The sequence below is a fragment of the Tritonibacter mobilis F1926 genome (genome assembly GCF_000376545.2).
GTDB lineage: Bacteria > Pseudomonadota > Alphaproteobacteria > Rhodobacterales > Rhodobacteraceae > Epibacterium > Epibacterium mobile.
Genome location: NZ_CP015230.1, coordinates 3,099,034 through 3,116,896, shown reverse-complemented (window position 1 = coordinate 3,116,896; position 17,863 = coordinate 3,099,034). Strand labels below are relative to the sequence as shown.

The 17,863-nt window shown below is 56.8% G+C and carries 17 protein-coding genes; 9 read left to right on the top strand and 8 right to left on the bottom strand.

Translation table 11 applies throughout. The annotated features are described in order from the left end of the window. Window positions 1–55 precede the first annotated feature (55 nt). The 3 genes from K529_RS14730 to hslO are packed head-to-tail and all read right to left on the bottom strand — an operon-like array spanning window position 56 to window position 2,795. Window positions 56–1,216, bottom strand: a complete 1,161-nt coding sequence (locus tag K529_RS14730) for a CCA tRNA nucleotidyltransferase (RefSeq protein ID WP_005618777.1) — start codon at window positions 1,214–1,216, stop codon at window positions 56–58. Then, window positions 1,213–1,812 (bottom strand): CoA pyrophosphatase, encoded by a 600-nt coding sequence (locus K529_RS14725; protein WP_005618775.1) that lies wholly within the window; start codon window positions 1,810–1,812, stop codon window positions 1,213–1,215. The genes K529_RS14730 and K529_RS14725 overlap by 4 nt, the downstream gene beginning before the upstream one ends. Before the next feature lie 5 nt (window positions 1,813–1,817). Further along, the gene (gene hslO, locus K529_RS14720) at window positions 1,818–2,795 is read right to left on the bottom strand and encodes an Hsp33 family molecular chaperone HslO (RefSeq protein ID WP_005618773.1); all 978 of its coding nucleotides are present in this window, start codon (window positions 2,793–2,795) and stop codon (window positions 1,818–1,820) included. A gap of 76 nt (window positions 2,796–2,871) precedes the next feature. Between hslO and K529_RS14715 the strand changes: the two genes are divergently transcribed. Continuing rightward, on the top strand, window positions 2,872–3,315 hold the full coding sequence (locus K529_RS14715; protein ID WP_005618772.1) for an NUDIX hydrolase: 444 nt from the start codon (window positions 2,872–2,874) through the stop codon (window positions 3,313–3,315). 3 nt (window positions 3,316–3,318) lie between these two features. Here K529_RS14715 and K529_RS14710 read toward each other — a convergent pair whose 3' ends face one another. Beyond that, entirely contained in the window at window positions 3,319–4,590 is a 1,272-nt protein-coding gene (locus K529_RS14710; RefSeq protein WP_009177873.1) for a PP2C family protein-serine/threonine phosphatase, read from the bottom strand. Window positions 4,591–4,763: 173 nt separating this feature from the next. Here K529_RS14710 and K529_RS14705 point away from each other — a divergent pair, with 173 nt between their 5' ends. Beyond that, window positions 4,764–5,087, top strand: a complete 324-nt coding sequence (locus K529_RS14705) for an Hpt domain-containing protein (protein ID WP_005618769.1) — start codon at window positions 4,764–4,766, stop codon at window positions 5,085–5,087. Between the two features lie 12 nt (window positions 5,088–5,099). Here K529_RS14705 and ilvA read toward each other — a convergent pair whose 3' ends face one another. Together ilvA and K529_RS14695 are read right to left on the bottom strand one after the other, a co-directional pair. Further along, entirely contained in the window at window positions 5,100–6,326 is a 1,227-nt protein-coding gene (ilvA, locus tag K529_RS14700) for a threonine ammonia-lyase IlvA (protein ID WP_005618762.1), read from the bottom strand. Between the two features lie 72 nt (window positions 6,327–6,398). Further along, window positions 6,399–7,157, bottom strand: a complete 759-nt coding sequence (locus K529_RS14695) for a hypothetical protein (RefSeq protein WP_005618761.1) — start codon at window positions 7,155–7,157, stop codon at window positions 6,399–6,401. A gap of 131 nt (window positions 7,158–7,288) precedes the next feature. Here K529_RS14695 and K529_RS14690 point away from each other — a divergent pair, with 131 nt between their 5' ends. From K529_RS14690 to msrA, 5 genes are all read left to right on the top strand, one after another. Next, complete coding sequence (locus K529_RS14690; RefSeq protein WP_005618752.1) at window positions 7,289–8,512, top strand: argininosuccinate synthase; 1,224 nt, start codon at window positions 7,289–7,291, stop codon at window positions 8,510–8,512. Next, on the top strand, window positions 8,512–8,973 hold the full coding sequence (locus tag K529_RS14685) for a DUF1810 domain-containing protein (protein ID WP_005618749.1): 462 nt from the start codon (window positions 8,512–8,514) through the stop codon (window positions 8,971–8,973). The genes K529_RS14690 and K529_RS14685 overlap by 1 nt, the downstream gene beginning before the upstream one ends. A 98-nt stretch (window positions 8,974–9,071) precedes the next feature. Next, window positions 9,072–9,458, top strand: a complete 387-nt coding sequence (locus K529_RS14680) for a DUF1036 domain-containing protein (RefSeq protein WP_005618744.1) — start codon at window positions 9,072–9,074, stop codon at window positions 9,456–9,458. A 93-nt stretch (window positions 9,459–9,551) separates the two neighbouring features. Continuing rightward, a complete protein-coding gene (locus K529_RS14675; RefSeq protein ID WP_005618741.1) occupies window positions 9,552–9,833 on the top strand; it encodes an SCP2 sterol-binding domain-containing protein in 282 nt (93 codons plus the stop codon). Between the two features lie 138 nt (window positions 9,834–9,971). Continuing rightward, entirely contained in the window at window positions 9,972–10,637 is a 666-nt protein-coding gene (gene msrA, locus K529_RS14670) for a peptide-methionine (S)-S-oxide reductase MsrA (RefSeq protein ID WP_005618738.1), read from the top strand. A gap of 78 nt (window positions 10,638–10,715) precedes the next feature. Here the strand turns inward: msrA and K529_RS14665 are convergent, their stop codons facing one another. Both K529_RS14665 and K529_RS14660 read right to left on the bottom strand, forming a co-directional pair. Continuing rightward, window positions 10,716–11,588, bottom strand: coding sequence for a ribokinase (locus K529_RS14665; RefSeq protein WP_005618736.1), 873 nt, complete (start codon window positions 11,586–11,588; stop codon window positions 10,716–10,718). Window positions 11,589–11,608: 20 nt separating this feature from the next. Then, window positions 11,609–13,864: an NADP-dependent malic enzyme gene (locus tag K529_RS14660; RefSeq protein ID WP_005618734.1), complete on the bottom strand. Its 2,256-nt coding sequence runs from the start codon at window positions 13,862–13,864 to the stop codon at window positions 11,609–11,611. Between the two features lie 324 nt (window positions 13,865–14,188). Here K529_RS14660 and K529_RS14655 point away from each other — a divergent pair, with 324 nt between their 5' ends. Both K529_RS14655 and mutS read left to right on the top strand, forming a co-directional pair. After that, a complete protein-coding gene (locus K529_RS14655; protein WP_005618733.1) occupies window positions 14,189–15,037 on the top strand; it encodes a flagellin in 849 nt (282 codons plus the stop codon). Between the two features lie 123 nt (window positions 15,038–15,160). Continuing rightward, window positions 15,161–17,800: a DNA mismatch repair protein MutS gene (gene mutS / locus K529_RS14650; RefSeq protein WP_046002043.1), complete on the top strand. Its 2,640-nt coding sequence runs from the start codon at window positions 15,161–15,163 to the stop codon at window positions 17,798–17,800. Window positions 17,801–17,863 lie beyond the last annotated feature (63 nt).

Genomic DNA, 17,863 nt, shown 5'->3' with positions numbered 1-17,863 from the left:
CGGCAAAATCGTTTTGTCACGCTTTTAGGGCCAAGAAATTTTTCTGACAGTTTACTTAGCCTATGTCAGGCAGGCGCTCTATCAGCCCTTGTTTGTCTATTTGAAAGCCACTTGCGATCCACTCAGCCTCTAGCGTTTTGAGCGCGTGGCCCAGCGCGGCGCCCTGCACAAAGGGCATCAAATCCTGAGCAGAGATCGGGAACTTAGCGGATGCACCCAGCGCAATATCAGGCTCTAACTCAGGTGATAGTGGCGTTTCCAGAAGGGCCGAGCGCAACATTAGGGCGCGTCTTGCAGTATCTACGTCATGGCGATACGCAAGCTCTGCCGCGCCAGCCATACCCTCCGCCAACTGTCGCAAAAGCGCTACCCGCGCCGCTACTGCCTTACTCAACCGAAGGGTGTCCTGAATGTTATCTCCGCCCAGCGCTGCAAGGCGGGTTTCCGCCTCAATGGGCATCCCGGCCTCAAGATGTATGAGAGGCGCAAGCGCACGATCGTCTGCACCGGGCAAGACATGCGCCAACACACCGATCTGGCGCATGGTCGCAATCGAAGGTGCAGGGTCCGCAGCACTGAGCAGTTTCACCATCTCGGAACCGACACGTTCGCGCGACAAGTGATCCAGCCCCTCCTGCGTCTCGGCAATCGCGCCCAGCGCCTCGGGATCGAACCCTTCGGCGGCATCGCCATACCAGCTATGGAACCGAAAATACCGCAAGATGCGCAGGTAATCTTCGCGGATGCGTTGAGTTGCGTCTCCAATGAACCGTACTCTGCGGGCGCGCAGATCATCCAGCCCTCCGAGGGGGTCAACGACCTCACCGTTCGGGCGGGCGTAAAGCGCGTTCATGGTAAAGTCACGCCGCCGCGCATCCTCCGCGATATCTGTCGCAAAGGCCACGACGGCCCGGCGCCCATCCGTCGCCACATCCTTGCGAAAAGTGGTAATCTCAAAGGGGATGCCATCCGCGACGACCGTCACGGTCCCATGATCAATTCCCGTCGGTATCGCCTTAAGGCCCGCAATGGTCGCAGCCTCGATTACCCGCTCAGGCTCAACGTTCGTGGAGAGATCCAGATCCGAGACCGGTTCTTGCAGCAGGGCATTTCGCACACAGCCACCGACGAAATAGATCTCCGCTCTGGCCGCAGTCAACGCATCGCAAACCGCGCGGGTAGAAGCTGAAGTTAGCCAAGGCTGATCTATTTTCATCGAATATCCATCATCGCAGCAAAGCCGCGCAACATGCGCGCAGTCGCCCCCCAGATGTAATAGGGACCGAATGGCACCGCAAAGTAATACCTCCGCGTGCCGCGCCAACGGCGGGATTGCACCTGATATCGTTCAACATCAAGGATGTGCGAGAGTGGCGCGCGGAAAATCTCTGCCACTTCGCCTGCCTCTGCGCGTGCCTCAAACGGCTGTTCAATCAATGCAACCACTGGAGTCACCTGAAACCCTGTCACGGTTTCGTGGCTGGACAGATGTCCGAGTATCTTTGGCAAGTCACGTGGCAACGCGATTTCTTCCCACGCCTCCCGCAAGGCAGCATCCGTGACGTCCCGATCACCAGCGTCCACTTTGCCACCGGGAAACGCAATCTGGCCCGGGTGGTGTTTCAGGGCGGAGGAGCGTTTGGTCAAAACCACCTGCGGTGCAGCGCCGAAGGTCTCAATCCCGACCAACACACCCGCTGGGCGTAATTTGCGCCCTTCTGGCAGTACAGTGTCGGGGTTGAGATCAAAATCAGACGTTGCCGTCTGAGAGCGCGCCAGCGCCTTGTTGATTTTCTCCTCAAGCGCTGACACAGGATTCACTCCTGCGAGGCGTCAAAGCCAAGCGTCGCAGGGTCGAGATTGTAATGCGCGCCGCAGAACTGACAATCCGCGGTCACCCGCCCATCATCGGTGGTCATCGTTTTGATGTCCTTGGCCGAATAGATCGACAGGCTTTGGCGCACGCGTTCTTCGGAACATGTGCACCCGAAGCGTACGGATTGCGCATCATAAACCCGAGGACGTTCTTCGTGGAACAGGCGCAAAAGCAACTCGCTCGGTGAAACCGAAGGACCGATGAGTTCCAAATCCTCCACCGTTTCCAGTAGAATATTGACGCGATTCCAGTTCTCTTCTTCTTCACCCGAAACCAGATCAGCAGCAGTCAGAACTTCGCCAGAGCCATCGCTTTGCGCAGCAAAGGGCGAGGCCTTGGGCATATGCTGAAGCATGATGCCACCTGCGCGCCAGTGTTCGGGTTTACCCGGTTCAGAGCTTTTACCAAAGCTTAGAGAGAAGCGCGTCGGCAATTGTTCAGACTGCGCGAAGTAAGCTTCGGCACATTGCGACAATGACGTCTCAGCCAGCGGGGTGATCCCCTGATAGGGTTGCGTGCCTTCGCCCTGGTCGATCAGGATCGCGAAGTAACCCTCGCCCACTTGTTCAAAAGGCGCGCCATCGGTGATGCGGTCGGCATCAAAACTCGCGTAGGCGCGAATTCGGGCAGGCTCGCCTTCTTTTTCCGGGGCATAATAATCGGTTGCGATCATCCGCACCGCACCCTTGGACTGCACCTGCAGCGAGAGTTTCCAGCGCAGGCTCATGGTCTGACCGATCAGCGCCGTCAGCAGCGCCATCTCGGCCACCAGTGCCTCTACCGATTGCGGATAATTATGTTGTTTCAGGATACCATCCAGCACGCCGTCCAGCCGCGCCACGCGGCCACGCATGTCGGATGCATCAAGCTGGAAGGGCAGGACGGTATCGTCCCACGCGATTTTCGAACCAAGTGTCATGGGGTTTCCTTAACGGCCGGGTATTGGCATACCGACGCTATATAGGCTTTTCAGCATCAGAGTGAAGGGGAGACCGGTGATCAGACGTTTTGGAGAGGCTCCGCGCAGAGATCAAACCTATCGTTTGCGCCCCGGTGCATACGCGCTGCTGCCACGCGATGGCCAACTATTGTTGACCTGCCAGTATGGTCCGGCCCCGGATGTTCAACTTCCTGGTGGCGGCATTGATGAGGGCGAATCGCCCATTCCCGCGTTGCACCGTGAGGTATACGAGGAAACTGGCTGGAAGATTGCCACCCCAAAACGTATCGGAGCCTTTCGCCGTTTTGTCTATATGCCCGAATACAACCTTTGGGCGGAAAAGATCTGCCACATATATACCGCGCGCCCGGTGCTGCAGCTGAGTGAACCGGTCGAGAAGGACCATGTCGCTCTTTGGATGCCTATAGAAGATGCAAGCGAAGTGCTCGGCAATGCGGGAGATCAGTATTTTGCCGCGTTACTTGCGCGCTTAGGCTGAATATCAGGGCCCCTGATATTCGAACAAAGTGGCGGAGATATCATCCTCCAGCCCCTTATCATCCCCCATCACTTGGGTGAGATGCCAATAAAGGTCATCCAAGAACTCTTTGCCGCTGCGCTTGGGGTCGCATTGCTTGACGAGATCGACGAGACCCTCGGTATCAAGCATAGACCCATCTTTCAGATGCGCCTCGGTGAAGCCATCGGAATAAAGAAGCAGCCGGTCGCCCTTCTCCATGATGAATTCTTCTTGCTCGTAGTCGACATCTGGCACCAGCCCCACCGGCACACCACCCCGACCGATAAACTCCATGGAGCCATCCGCACGCAGCAGTAAGGGATGAGGGTGCCCCGCCTGCACCATCTTGACCACGCCTGTGCGCAGATCGGCGATGCAGTAGGCCATGGTGAAATACTCTTCGATCCCAGTGTCGGCAATCAGACGCGCGTTCAATACGCTTGCCACCTCTTCCGGTGGGCGCAAGGCGTAGAAGCGGTTGAACTTCTTTTCCATGCCGACGTTCTGATCGAAATAAGTGGACGACAGATATCCACCCAACCGCGCTGTCATCATTGCCGACGTGATCCCGTGGCCGGACACATCAATCGAATAGAATCCAAGTCGGTTGATTCCCGGGGAAAACATCCCGACCAAATCGCCACCGATATGGCCGCAGGGTTTCAGCAGCAGGTTCACTTCTGATGCACCGAAACCACGAGTCAGTTCTGGGACCAGAGATTCCTGAATTTTACGTGCTTGAATAAGGTCTTTGTCGATGGCGTCGTAAACGGTCTGCAGCTCATCGAGAGTTTCCGACACGATCCGGTTTTTCTCAAACAGCTCTCGCTGCATACGCAAAATCCGTTCGCCCGCAGAAATGCGGGCGCGCAGTTCGTCAGAACTCACAGGCTTCGTCAGAAAATCGTCGGCGCCAGCATCAAGCCCTTCTGCTACCTCATTTTTCTCGCTCTTCGAGGTGAGGAGAATAAAGTAGCTATAGGCCTCATGGGATTCCGCACGAAAGGCACGGCAAAAATCGATGCCGTTCATTCCCGGCATCATCCAGTCGCTGAGAATGAGGTCAGGCGGATCGGCGCGGCAGATATCCATCGCTTCCTCACCGCCTTCGGCTTCGACAACGTCAAAGCCCCACTTTTTCAGTGATGCGACAAGGATACGACGCTGCAAGCGGCTGTCGTCCACGACCAACACTCGTCGGATGGACCCGCTCACAGGCACGTCTTCGCCTTCAATTGAATGCTCTGGCAGCACCGACAATCCCTCATTAACGCGGCGTGTCCCCTCGTGACCTTCTTAGAAAACACCTGATCAGCTTAATAGCTGATGAAAAATACACTTTTAGTCGATTTTTTGTTCTTTACTATACTTTTACTCACTTTGACATAGGCTAGACAGGTCTCGCCCGAAAGTGTTGGAAGAAGACGATGATTGATTGGCCACGCGTACGCGAACTGAAAGAAGAAGTCGGAGATGACGGCTTTGAGGAAGTGATCGAGCTCTTCCTCGAAGAGGTCGAAGGCGTCATTGATAAACTCAAGTCCGGCGACCGGTCGCAACTTGAGCAGGATCTGCATTTTCTAAAAGGCAGCGCCCTGAACCTAGGGTTCCAAGACTTTTCTGACCTCTGCTTTGAGGGTGAGCGCCTCTCTGCAAACGGACAAGCCGACGCTGTCGACCTGTCTCGGGTCTTTGCCAGCTATGACCAATCCAAAGCACATTTCCTTGCTGACGTAAAAAAAATGTCCTGAGGCCAAGCGGCCTCAGATCACAAATTGTGCCAGTGTTTCGTCATTGGTGATGTCAGTATAGGTGAACCCTGCCGCATCAAGTTGCGCAAAGAGTGGCGCAAAATTTTCCGGTTGCTTGGTCTCAATCCCGATCAACACCGAACCAAAGTTGCGCGCGGATTTCTTCATGTATTCAAAGCGTGCAATATCGTCGTCAGGGCCGAGGATATTCAGGAATTCCTTCAGCGCGCCGGGACGCTGCGGCAGCCGCAACAGGAAGTATTTCTTCACGCCGGAATAACGTTGCGCCCGTTCCTTGACCTCTGGCAGGCGTTCGAAATCAAAATTTCCACCAGATGTCAGGCACACGACGGTCTTGCCTTTGATCCAAGTCCGCAGGTCACCCAGCGCCTCGACAGCCAGAGCGCCTGCGGGTTCCAGCACAATGCCTTCGACGTTCAACATCTCAAGGATGGTGGTACAGATGCGATCTTCTGACAGAGTCAGCACATCCGGGAGCGGCACGTTGCGTAAAATATCGAACGGTCGTTCGCCGATCTTACCGACGGCCGCGCCATCCACAAACGTATCAACCCGCCCCAACGGCACAGGTTGACCGGCCTCAAGCGCCGCCTTCAGGCAAGCACCACCTTCAGGTTCGACGAGCAAAGCGTGTACGTCATTGCCAAAATACTGAACCACACCTGATGACATCCCGCCGCCGCCGACAGGCAACACAATATGATCCGGGGACTTGCCAAGCTGCGCTTCGATCTCAACCGCGATTGAGGCCTGACCTTCTATGACATCGGCATCATCAAAGGGTGACAAAAAATACCCGCCCTTTTCGGCGCACCACGCCTGCGCGGCCGCGAGCGTGTCATCGAAATAGTCGCCAATCAGGTGAACTTCGACGTTATCTCCACCGAACATACGGGTTTTCTGGATTTTCTGCTGCGGAGTTGTCACAGGCATGAAAATCACACCCCGCTTGTCCATTTGCCGGCACATATAGGCCATGCCCTGAGCGTGGTTTCCCGCAGAGGCACAGACAAACAGATCCTTGCCAGTCTGCTTGCGCATAGCATTCAGCGCGCCACGGATCTTATACGAGCGCACGGGGCTCAGATCCTCGCGCTTGAGGTAGATATCCGCGCCAAAGCGCTGAGACAGAAGTTCATTGCGTTGCAGCGGCGTGGGCGGGAAGACATCGCGCATCGCCGCCTCGGCCGCTTTGGCCTGGGTCCGGAAGTTGGTCATGGGGATTTGGTGGCCCAAAGCCGCGCCCAAGGCAAGAGGGCGCGGCAGATCACTCAGTCGATTGGGCTACGATCAGATCGGACGCCCCTGCACGTAATGCCCATAAATCGTCGTCAGGATAGACACATTTACAAGCGTCATGATGAGCGCAGACACAACCGCAAACACAAGGCCCAAGGGCGCGAACACATAGATCGAGACGTTGGTTATGAGCTGCAGTAGTATTTGGACCAGCATCAGCACGAGAAACAACACGATAGCGGTACCCGCTGTCCCTTTGGTGGCCTCCATCGACTCGCTGAAGCTGAGTTTTTCTCCAATCGCCGCAGCGGGAAGTGTGGGAAGCAAGCGGAAGAAGAGGATGCCAATCGCGATCATGGCGATGAAGAGCACGATGATGCTGAAAACTGTCGAACTGAGCATCGCACCCACCGCAGTAAATACGCCCCCAATCACAACCCAAGCCAACACGATGACCAGACCGAGCAACAAGCTGGTGCCAAAATACGCAAGAATGCGGTCCCCGTGGAATTTCGGAATCCAGCCTGTCGGGTATTCTTCAAGTAAAACAAAGCGGTGCCAGCTGACGAACACCCAAAGCTCCGCCGCAATGAAGATCACAGCAGACAACAGGATCGACGTCACCAAACCACCGCTGGGTACATAATCCAGTCTTCCTTGGTTATCCAGCAGCTCGCCCAATTGCCCCCATAGCAAGGCGGCGATACAGACCATCGCGATCAATACCGGGACCAATGCAATCTGCAAGGCCCAACCCAAATTCCGCAAAACCATGCTCAGGGAATGAGAAAATATCTTCCAACCAATCACTTAAATATCCTCTAGGTCTGGAAATTTGCTCGATATCTTATCATCAGTTCAGGTGTAGGAAACCCCGTAAACCTTGCAACCCGATGCAAAAGGCGCTACGGCGCTTGACGTTCTGATCAAGAGGAAAACCCATGTCCGCGCCCAAGAAAGTTGTGCTGGCCTACTCCGGTGGCCTTGATACTTCGATCATCCTGAAATGGTTGCAGACCGAATACGGCTGCGAGGTTGTCACCTTTACCGCCGATCTCGGCCAGGGCGAGGAACTGGAGCCTGCGCGCAAAAAAGCAGAGCTTCTGGGCATCAAGCCGGAAAACATCTTTATCGAGGACATCCGTGAAGAGTTCGTCCGCGATTTCGTCTTCCCGATGTTCCGCGCCAATGCGGTTTATGAGGGCCTCTATCTGCTGGGCACCTCGATTGCGCGTCCGCTGATCTCCAAGCGTCTTGTTGAGATCGCAGAAGCCACCGGTGCCGACGCGGTGTCCCATGGTGCGACCGGCAAGGGCAACGATCAGGTACGGTTCGAGCTGTCCGCTTATGCTCTGAACCCCGACATCAAAGTGATCGCGCCTTGGCGTGAGTGGGATCTGACCTCGCGCACCAAACTGCTGGAATTTGCCGAAGCAAACCAGATCCCAATCGCCAAGGACAAGCGCGGCGAAGCGCCCTTCTCGGTCGATGCAAACCTGCTGCACACCTCTTCCGAGGGCAAGGTTCTGGAAGACCCGGCGGAAATGGCGCCCGATTATGTCTACCAGCGCACGGTGAACCCCGAGGATGCGCCAAACGAGCCTGAGTTCATCGAAATCACCTTTGAAAAAGGTGATGCGGTTGCGATCAACGGTGAGGCCATGAGCCCGGCGACGATCCTGACTCAACTCAACGAATATGGTCGCAAGCACGGCATTGGTCGCTTGGATTTTGTGGAAAACCGTTTCGTCGGCATGAAGTCCCGCGGCATCTACGAGACCCCCGGCGGCGACATCCTGCTGGAAGCGCACCGCGGTATCGAACAGATCACGCTCGACAGTGGTGCAGGCCACCTGAAGGACTCGATCATGCCGCGCTATGCGGAACTGATCTACAACGGCTTCTGGTATTCCCCGGAGCGTGAAATGTTGCAGGCGCTGATTGATGAGAGCCAGAAGCATGTCACCGGCACCGTCCGTCTGAAACTCTACAAAGGCTCCGCCAAAACCGTTGGCCGCTGGTCCGAGCATTCGCTCTATTCCGAGGCGCATGTGACCTTTGAAGAGGACGCAGGCGCATATGACCAAAAAGACGCACAGGGCTTCATCCAACTCAACGCGCTGCGCCTCAAGCTGCTCGCCGCTCGCAATCGTCGAGTGAAATAATGAGCATCGACGACGACTTCGAAGAAGAGTTCCCCGAAGAGGATCTGGAAGAAGAGCTCGACATGTTTGTCGAGGCTCAGGACGCGGTCTGGGGCGATGTCGTCGCCGAGTTGAAAGCTGGGAAAAAGACGAGCCACTGGATGTGGTTCGTCCTTCCCCAACTGGCCAGCCTCGGGCAGTCTCATATGTCGCAGCTCTATGGGCTTGAGGACGTCAATGAAGCGCGGGCCTATCTGGACCATCCGGTTCTGCGCCAGCGTCTCATTGAGGTGTGCGACCTGATGCTCTCACACAATGACACACCCGCCATTGATATTCTGGGCAAGGTCGAAGCCAAGAAACTGCGCTCTTCTATGACGCTCTTTGCAGCCGCTCCAAACGCCCCGGAGCAATGCGCCGAAATCATTCAAACCTTCTTTGACGGTGCGCCCTGCACGCCGACGGTTGACGAAATCAGCTGACCCAAATCAAAATGGGGAAATTTCTGCGTAAATGACCTGTCGCGCTTTGCGCCAGATTCGTTAGATTTCGTGCGGAGTAATCAGCTTTGGAGGGCATCATGAGGCCTTTGATCGTCGGCGCCCTGATGGTGCTCTGTGGCTCAGCGGCTCTGGCAGATTTTGAGATCTGCAACGAAACCAGCAGTGAGGCTTTTGCGTCCATCGGCTATAAAGATGGCGAGGACTGGGTGTCCGAGGGGTGGTGGACGCTTCAGCCAGACGAATGTGCGATTGCAGTCGTCGGTGATCTGAAGAACCGTTACTATTACATCCGCGCAGAGAGCCGCGCCGGAAATTGGACTGGCGAGTACACTTTCTGCTATCAGCGCGACTCATTCTCGATCCGAGGAGACAAAGACTGTACGCTTCGAGGATATAAGACCGGTGGTTTCCTAAAAGTTGATACTGGCAACTCCCTAGACTGGGTACACCAATTAACCGACTGATCAGCCGCTGCCTCCCTTTCCCTTTGGTCACGCTTGTCACGCCACGCCTGCACCTCCTATGGCTGTGGGATAGGCGTCATGGGAGGGACATTCATGCTGGAACAGATTGCGACAGACATTCGCGACGGTCTGGATGGGAAGAACTTTGATGGATCGTTGAAATTCGACTGTGGCACTGACGGTGTGATCATTCTTGATAATGGTTCTGTGACCACTCAAGAGCAACCCACCGACTGCACATTGCGCCTCAGCACGGAAAACCTGAAAAAGCTCCTACGCGGTCAGTTGAACCCGATGACAGCTGTCATGATGGGCAAGATCAAGATTTCCGGCGACATGGGTGTCGCAATGAAGCTGGGAAAACTGATCGGATGAACCACTCAGGCCTTTTGGGCTCCGGCCGGTAAACTGCCGTCACCGATGCGTGACAAATGATGTCACCACCTTGGCTGAGTTTTCAGCTTCGGGCATCCTGATCCTTGCTAGCAAGTGCTGGCCCTTTAGGAGGATGCTATGGGACGTCTGGACACTGTCAAACATTTCGCGCTGGCCGCGCTGATTATCATTGGCGCATTGACCAGAGGGGTTGAGGCACGCGCTCAAACGCAGGAAACGCTCATCGTTGCCGGAGGTTGTTTCTGGTGCGTGGAGAGCGATTTTGAGTCCGTCAAAGGTGTCACCGAGGCAGTCTCTGGCTACATTGGCGGCACCACGCGCAACCCGACTTACAAGCAAGTTGGGGGCGGTGGAACCGGACATTATGAGGCGGTGAAAATCCTCTTTGATCCTTCGGTCGTGAGCCGCGAGAGCTTGTTGAAACTGTTCATCCGCTCGATTGATCCCACGGATGCAGGCGGACAATTTTGTGATCGCGGAGCACCCTATCGAAGTGCGATATTCGTCTCTAACAAAGGCGAAAAGGCTCTGGCAGAGCGGATTAAGTCAGAGGCTCAAGTTGCGCTGGGACGTACCATCGTAACCCCAATCCTTGATGCCACCACTTTTTATAAGGCGGAAGATTACCATCAGGATTACTATAAAGGCGACAATCTGGTGCTGACCCGTTTTGGCCCGCTGCGCCAGTCCAAAGCCTACAAGCGCTATCGCACCGCATGTGGTCGCGATACCCGCGTTGCAGAGCTCTGGGGTAAAGATGCGCCTTTCGTCGGAACACACTGACACTACAAAGACACTGCAAAACATATGAAAAAAGGGGCCGCTGCGGGCCCCTTTCTATGGTTCGCGGGTTTCTGCACTTCAAAACTTGGCGTTCTGAATCTCTTTCAGATCTGGGATAACATCTGCCGCACCGTGGCGCGTGACCATCAATGCACCTGCGCGTGAGGCCTGTGCCATCGCCTGCGCCATCGGCAATCCACGATCCAACGCCGCCAGCACATAGCCGGTGAATGTGTCTCCTGCCCCCGTCGTATCTACGGGCGTGACCTTCAGCGCGGGAATATCCGTCACGTCCCCAGAGCGGCCATCGAAATGCCGAGCGCCTTTTGCGCCCAATGTGACAATCACATCCTGTACACCCAGATCCTGCGGCGCTTTACCCGTCGCCTCTTCCAGTTGCGCGGCCTCAACCTCATTGAGGAACAGCAGGTCCATAAAGGGCAAAACCGCCTGCACAGCATCCGCATCAAAGGGCGCCGCTGCATACGCGACACGCAAGCCGAGCTTACGACCCATTTCCGCAGCCTCAGCCTGCATGTTGGTTTCATTCTGGATCAACAGAATATCCCCTGCGTTCGCTGCACTCAGCGCCTGACCAATCTGATCTTCACTCAGAACTCGGTTTGCACCGGGATAAAGGATGATCTGGTTTTCCCCCGCAGGGTCGACCGCAATGATTGCGTGACCGGTAGCGGTGTCGATTTGCGCAATGTGGCGCGTATCGACACCGTATTCAGTCAGCCTGTCCACACACCACTTTCCCTCCGGCCCGATCGCACCGATATGGCAGGCATGGGCGCCCGCCCGTGCGGCGGCAACAGACATATTCGCACCTTTGCCACCCAGCCCTTGTTCAAAGGACGTGGCTGCCAGCGTTTCACCCGGCTGCGGCATATGCGGCAGGGCGTAAACCATATCGATATTGATCGAACCGAGGTTCCAGATAGCCATAAACAGCCCCCCTTTATGGTTCAGCCAATGTTGCAGGCGGCCAAAACGGCCATGTTCAGCACGTCATTGGCGGTCGATGTGGTGGAACAGATTTGGATCGGCTTATCGACGCCGGACAGGATCGGCCCTACGACTGTAGCTCCGCCCATTTCCTGCATCAGCTTGACCGAGATCGAGGCCGAGTGACGTGCCGGCACCACCAGAATATTGGCCGGGCCAGACAGACGCTGGAACGGATAGTGTTCCTGCGCCTTAGCGTTCAACGCCACATCCACGGTCATTTCGCCCTCATATTCGAAATCAACGCCGCGTTTATCCAGGACGGTCGGCGCGATGTGCATTTTTTCCGCCCGCTCCGACACCGGATAACCAAAGGTCGAGAAGCTCACAAAGGCCACCCGTGGATCAAGCCCCATGTGGCGGGCCACACCCGCTGCACGCTCTGCGATGGTGGCAAGATCGTTCTCATTGGGCCATTCATGCACCAACGTATCGCCGATCAAAACGATCCGCCCCTTGTGCAAGAGCGCCGTTACCCCGGCCACACCATGTTCTGCATCGGCATCAAAAACGTGATTGATCTTTTCCAGCACATGCGCGGATTTCCGGGTGGCCCCGGTCACCAGACCGTCGCCATGCCCATGCGCGAGCATCAGCGCAGAAAACACATGGCGGTCACGTCCCACCAAACGGTGGATATCCTTGCGATCAAAACCCTTACGGTTCAGGCGGTTATAAAGGAATTCCTTATAGGCATCAAAGTGGTGCGTATTGGCCGCGTTGACCACTTCCAATTCGCGCACCGCATCGCCCAGACCAGCCTCTTCGAGCTTGGCTTTAACATCCTCCTGACGGCCAACCACCAGCGCCTTGCCAAAGCCCGAGCGCTGATAGGTCACAGCCGCACGCAGCACACGCGGATCATCCCCCTCGGCAAAGATCATACGTGATTGTGCCGCACGGGCACGCGCGTTGAGGCCGCGCAGGATCGATTGCGTCGGGTCCATCCGTCCACGCAGGCCATGTTCGTAGGCGTCCATGTCGATGATCGGACGGCGCGCCACGCCAGTATCCATACCGGCCTTGGCAACCGCAGGCGGGATGCGGTGGATCAGGCGCGGGTCAAACGGCGTCGGGATGATGTAGTCGCGACCAAAGGACAGCGATTTGCCGTAGGCCAGCGCCACCTCATCCGGCACATCCTCGCGGGCCAGACCCGCCAGTGCATGGGCACAGGCGATTTTCATCTCGTCGTTGATGGCGCGCGCATGAATGTCGAGCGCCCCACGGAACAGGTAGGGAAAGCCCAGCACATTGTTCACCTGGTTCGGATAGTCCGAACGCCCAGTGGCAACGATGGCATCCACGCGGACCTCATGCGCCTCTTCGGGGGTGATCTCGGGATCGGGGTTCGCCATGGCAAAGATGACCGGATTATCGGCCATGGATTTCACCATCTCTTGCGTTACAGCCCCCTTAACCGACACGCCGAGGAAGACATCCGCGCCTTTCATAGCGTCTTCAAGAGAGCGCAACTCGGTCTTAACCGCGTGGGCCGATTTCCACTGGTTCATCCCCTCCGTACGGCCCTGGTAGATCACACCTTTGGTGTCGCAGACGATGCAGTTCTCATGCCGCGCGCCCATGGATTTCAAAAGCTCAATACAGGCGATACCTGCAGCCCCTGCCCCATTGAGAACGATCCGGACATCTTCGATTTTCTTGCCAGACAGGTGCAGCGCGTTGATCAGGCCAGCGGCACAGATCACCGCGGTGCCGTGCTGGTCATCGTGGAAGACCGGAATATCCATCTCTTCCTTGAGCTTCTGTTCGATGATGAAACACTCGGGCGCTTTGATATCTTCGAGGTTGATACCGCCAAAGGTCGGCCCCATCAGCTTCACAGCGTTGATGAACTCGTCTGGATCTTCTGTGTCGAGCTCAATGTCGATGGAGTTCACATCCGCAAAGCGTTTGAAGAGGACCGATTTGCCTTCCATCACCGGTTTGGAGCCGAGTGCGCCGAGATTACCAAGCCCCAGAACCGCCGTCCCGTTGGAGATCACCGCAACAAGATTGCCCTTGTTGGTATAATCATAGGCAAGTTCGGGATTTTCGGCGATCGCCTCACAGGGGACCGCCACGCCGGGGCTATAGGCCAAGGACAGATCTCGCTGGGTGGTCATGGGGACCGTCGCGGTGACCTCCCATTTGCCGGGGCTGGGTTCCAGGTGAAAGGCCAGCGCCTCTTCATTGGTGATCTTGGCTTTGGGCATGTCGGTCTTCGTCCTCTCCTAGTCGAAAACTGTCATATCCCAGCGGCCGCAGCCTCTCAATCCACCGCTTTCACAATTCACTATTTTGCATTTCTTTCAAATCGTGACTTAAAATCGAAAGGGTTTGTCAAAGTTTGGCCCCAATTCAGACCCGTCTTTGCTACAGTTCCTTGGTGTTTCTTAACTGCACTTGCTGCCCAAGTGGCGCAGCGAATCATCTGTCGACTGCATATGTCAGAATGGCATCCCCCGTCCGTTCGGGCCTTGCCCGCATGGGCCAACGAAGCATGCATACCAGGTATTGGGTTATATAGGGGTGCGCAAATGACAAGTATCAACACCAACCCGGGCGCGGAGATTGCGCTACGGGTTCTTACCAATAAGCAAGTGGAAAAGGAGGATGTCCAAGACGACATCTCCACCGGCAAAGAAGTCGACAAGGCCAAGGACGCTCCGGCGGTCTGGGCCATATCCGAAATCATGGGGTCTGATCTGGCTGGCTTTCAGGCCACCTCCAGCGGGTTGAACGTCGGCGAGGCTACGGTTTCCGTTGCCTCCGCCGGCGCGGAACAAATCACCTCGCTTTTGACCGACATGAAAGAGCTGACAGTCCAGGCCAGTTCCGGTGTCGGCGACTACTCCATGATCGAAGAACAGCTCGCCCAGAAGACAGAGCAGATCAATACGATCATTTCGTCCTCTGGCTTCAACGGGGTCAATCTTCTGGCAACCAACGCAGATGGCAATGGCGGCACGGGGCTGACGGTCGCAGCGTCTCAGGATCGCTCCGGTGACGCGGCGCCGACGCAATCCACCATCACCGTCGACAGCGTCGATTTCGAAAGCAGCACGAGCTTTGACATCAACAACCGTACCGCGGTGACTGATGCGGCCTCAGCCCGTACCGCCCTTGGCGAAATCGAGGTCTTCTTGCGCTATGCCACCGACAGTGCCGCGGCTCTCGGTGCCGGTGCGCAGCAGATGGCAGAGCAGGATGTCTTTCTCAACAAGCTCAGCGATGCCGTCAAAATGGGGATCAGCGAGCTGACCGATACCGACATGGAAGACGCCGCCGCCCGATACGAGGCCCTGAGCGCTCAGGAACAGCTTAGCGGGTTGTCTCTCTCTATTGCCAACGCCTCACCGGGATCCTTGCGGTCGCTCTACTCCTGATCGCCCCAAAAACAACACCTCTGGCCGAGTTCCGCGGATGCGGGGTTCGGCCTTTGGATTGCCGGGTTTTCCTCGCGACTCGAGCCATGTAAATGTCATGCGACCTGACGAATGGGGGCTCGCATGTCTGTCACGCCGATGATGGCGCAATATCTCGAGATTAAGGCGCAATATCCGGATGCGCTGTTGTTTTATCGCATGGGCGATTTCTACGAGATGTTCTTTGAAGACGCGGTGAACGCCGCCGAGGCGCTAGATATCGCCCTCACCAAACGTGGTAAACACGAAGGCGAAGACATCCCCATGTGCGGCGTGCCTGTGCATGCGGCAGAGGGCTATCTTCTAACCCTGATCCGCAAGGGTTTTCGTGTTGCTGTGGGCGAGCAGCTAGAAAGCCCCGCCGAAGCCAAAAAGCGCGGCTCGAAGTCCGTTGTGAAACGCGATGTGGTGCGTCTGGTCACCCCCGGCACATTGACCGAGGACTCCTTGTTGGAGGCCCGTCGGCACAATTTCCTCGTGGCCTATTCGGAACTGCGCGATCAGGCCGCGCTTGCCTGGGCCGATATTTCCACCGGTGTGTTCCACGTGATGCCAGTCGCCCGTGTGCGGCTCAGCCCGGAGCTGGCGCGCCTCGCGCCATCAGAGCTGATCGTCGCCGACGGCGCAGTCTATGACGCCACGCTACCGCTGGCGGATGAATACAAGATCCCGCTGACCCCACTGGGCAAGGCTAGTTTTGACAGCACTGCCGCCGAAAAACGTCTCTGTCGCCTGTTCAACGTGGGCGCGCTCGATGGGTTTGGCACCTTCAGCCGCGCCGAAATTTCCGCGATGGGCGCTGTCGTGGACTATCTGGAGATCACACAGAAGGGCAAACTGCCCCTGTTGCAACCGCCCTTGCAGGAATCCGAGGATCGCACCGTTCAAATCGATGCCTCGACGCGGCGCAATCTAGAACTCACCCGCTCACTCTCTGGGGGACGCGCCGGATCGCTCCTCTCAGTTGTGGATCGTACCGTAACCCCCGGTGGCGCGCGTCTTCTGGAACAACGGCTCTCCAGCCCTTCGCGCAATCTCGATGTGATCTCTTCGCGCCTTGCCGCACTGGATACGGCCGTTGAGGACCCAACGCGAAGCGATGCGCTGCGGGGTCTTCTCCGCAAAACGCCTGATATCGACCGGGCCTTGTCGCGGCTCGCGCTGGACCGCGGCGGCCCCCGCGACCTTGCCGCCATTCGCAACGCACTGACCCAAGGCGAAGAGATCGAGCGCGAACTTCAGGATCAGAACTTACCGCCTCTTCTGACAGAGGCTAGAAACTCACTTGGCGGATTTGACGAGCTTCTGTCTTTGCTGGACGCAGCCTTGATCGCAGAGCCACCGCTGCTCGCCCGTGATGGCGGTTTTATCGCGACAGGGTATGACAGCGAATTGGACGAGGCCCGGACCCTGCGCGACGAGGGCCGCTCCGTCATCGCAGGTCTTCAGAAGAAATACGCGGAACACACAGGCATCAACTCGCTGAAGATCAAGCACAACAACGTGCTTGGCTATTTCATCGAAACCACAGCGACCCACGCCGCCAAAATGCAGTCGGCACCGATGTCGGAAACCTACATCCACCGTCAAACCACCGCAAATCAGGTACGCTTCACGACGGTGGAGCTGAGCGAGATCGAAACCAAGATCCTCAATGCCGGAAACCTGGCCCTAGAGATCGAAAAGCGGCTCTATCAAAGGCTATGTAGCGCAATCCTCGACTGCGCCGCGCGCCTCAATCAGGCCGCGCGTGGCTTTGCCGAGATTGATCTGGTGACCGCATTGGCCGATCTGGCCCGCGGTGAGAACTGGACCCGCCCGCGGGTCGATACCTCGCGCGCGTTTCACGTGGACGGTGGCCGCCATCCGGTCGTGGAGCAAGCGCTGCGCCAACAAGGCGGCGAGACCTTCGTTGCAAATGACTGCGACCTCAGCACAGACGATGGCGCCGCAGTCTGGTTACTTACCGGCCCGAACATGGCTGGTAAATCAACCTTCCTGCGTCAGAATGCGCTGATCGCAGTTCTGGCCCAGATGGGCAGCTATGTTCCGGCTGAATCTGCACACATCGGCATGGTCAGCCAGCTGTTCAGCCGCGTCGGGGCCTCCGATGACCTCGCCCGTGGGCGCTCGACCTTCATGGTGGAGATGGTGGAAACTGCCGCCATCCTGAACCAAGCCGATGACCGAGCGCTGGTGATCCTCGATGAAATCGGACGTGGCACGGCCACTTACGATGGCCTGTCGATCGCCTGGGCGACGCTTGAACATCTGCATGAGGTCAACCGCTCCCGCGCGCTCTTTGCCACCCATTACCACGAATTAACCCAGCTCGCCGCCAAGCTACCCGGTGTCGACAAGGCCACGGTCTCAGTCAAGGAATGGGAAGGCGAAGTGATCTTCCTGCATGAGGTCAAAAAAGGCGCCGCAGATCGCTCTTACGGTGTGCAAGTGGCACAACTCGCAGGTCTGCCCGCTTCCGTCGTGGAACGTGCGCGCAGCGTCCTTGATATGCTGGAGAAAAGCAGCCGTGAAGGCGGTGGCGCGGGCAAAGTACAAATCGATGACCTGCCGCTGTTCGCAGCCGCGCCAGCGCCGCAGCCCAAACCCGCTAAAGGCCCCTCACCGGCAGAAAAGCTCCTTGAAGAGATCTTTCCCGATGATCTCACCCCACGTGAAGCACTCGAAGCGCTCTATCGGCTCAAAGACGCCAGCAAGAGCTAAGAAAAAGGGCGGTCCCAAACGGCCGCCCTTTCATCTTCTTAAAAATATCTCCGCCGGAGGCAT

Coding starts and splice junctions, on each gene's coding strand:
- K529_RS14730 (WP_005618777.1), bottom strand. CDS start 1,216: ATGAAAATAGATCAGCCTTGGCTAACTTCAGCTTCTACCCGCGCGGTT.
- hslO (WP_005618773.1), bottom strand. CDS start 2,795: ATGACACTTGGTTCGAAAATCGCGTGGGACGATACCGTCCTGCCCTTC.
- K529_RS14705 (WP_005618769.1), top strand. CDS start 4,764: ATGATTGATTGGCCACGCGTACGCGAACTGAAAGAAGAAGTCGGAGAT.
- ilvA (WP_005618762.1), bottom strand. CDS start 6,326: ATGACCAACTTCCGGACCCAGGCCAAAGCGGCCGAGGCGGCGATGCGC.
- K529_RS14690 (WP_005618752.1), top strand. CDS start 7,289: ATGTCCGCGCCCAAGAAAGTTGTGCTGGCCTACTCCGGTGGCCTTGAT.
- K529_RS14685 (WP_005618749.1), top strand. CDS start 8,512: ATGAGCATCGACGACGACTTCGAAGAAGAGTTCCCCGAAGAGGATCTG.
- K529_RS14680 (WP_005618744.1), top strand. CDS start 9,072: ATGAGGCCTTTGATCGTCGGCGCCCTGATGGTGCTCTGTGGCTCAGCG.
- K529_RS14675 (WP_005618741.1), top strand. CDS start 9,552: ATGCTGGAACAGATTGCGACAGACATTCGCGACGGTCTGGATGGGAAG.
- msrA (WP_005618738.1), top strand. CDS start 9,972: ATGGGACGTCTGGACACTGTCAAACATTTCGCGCTGGCCGCGCTGATT.
- K529_RS14665 (WP_005618736.1), bottom strand. CDS start 11,588: ATGGCTATCTGGAACCTCGGTTCGATCAATATCGATATGGTTTACGCC.
- K529_RS14660 (WP_005618734.1), bottom strand. CDS start 13,864: ATGCCCAAAGCCAAGATCACCAATGAAGAGGCGCTGGCCTTTCACCTG.
- K529_RS14655 (WP_005618733.1), top strand. CDS start 14,189: ATGACAAGTATCAACACCAACCCGGGCGCGGAGATTGCGCTACGGGTT.
- mutS (WP_046002043.1), top strand. CDS start 15,161: ATGTCTGTCACGCCGATGATGGCGCAATATCTCGAGATTAAGGCGCAA.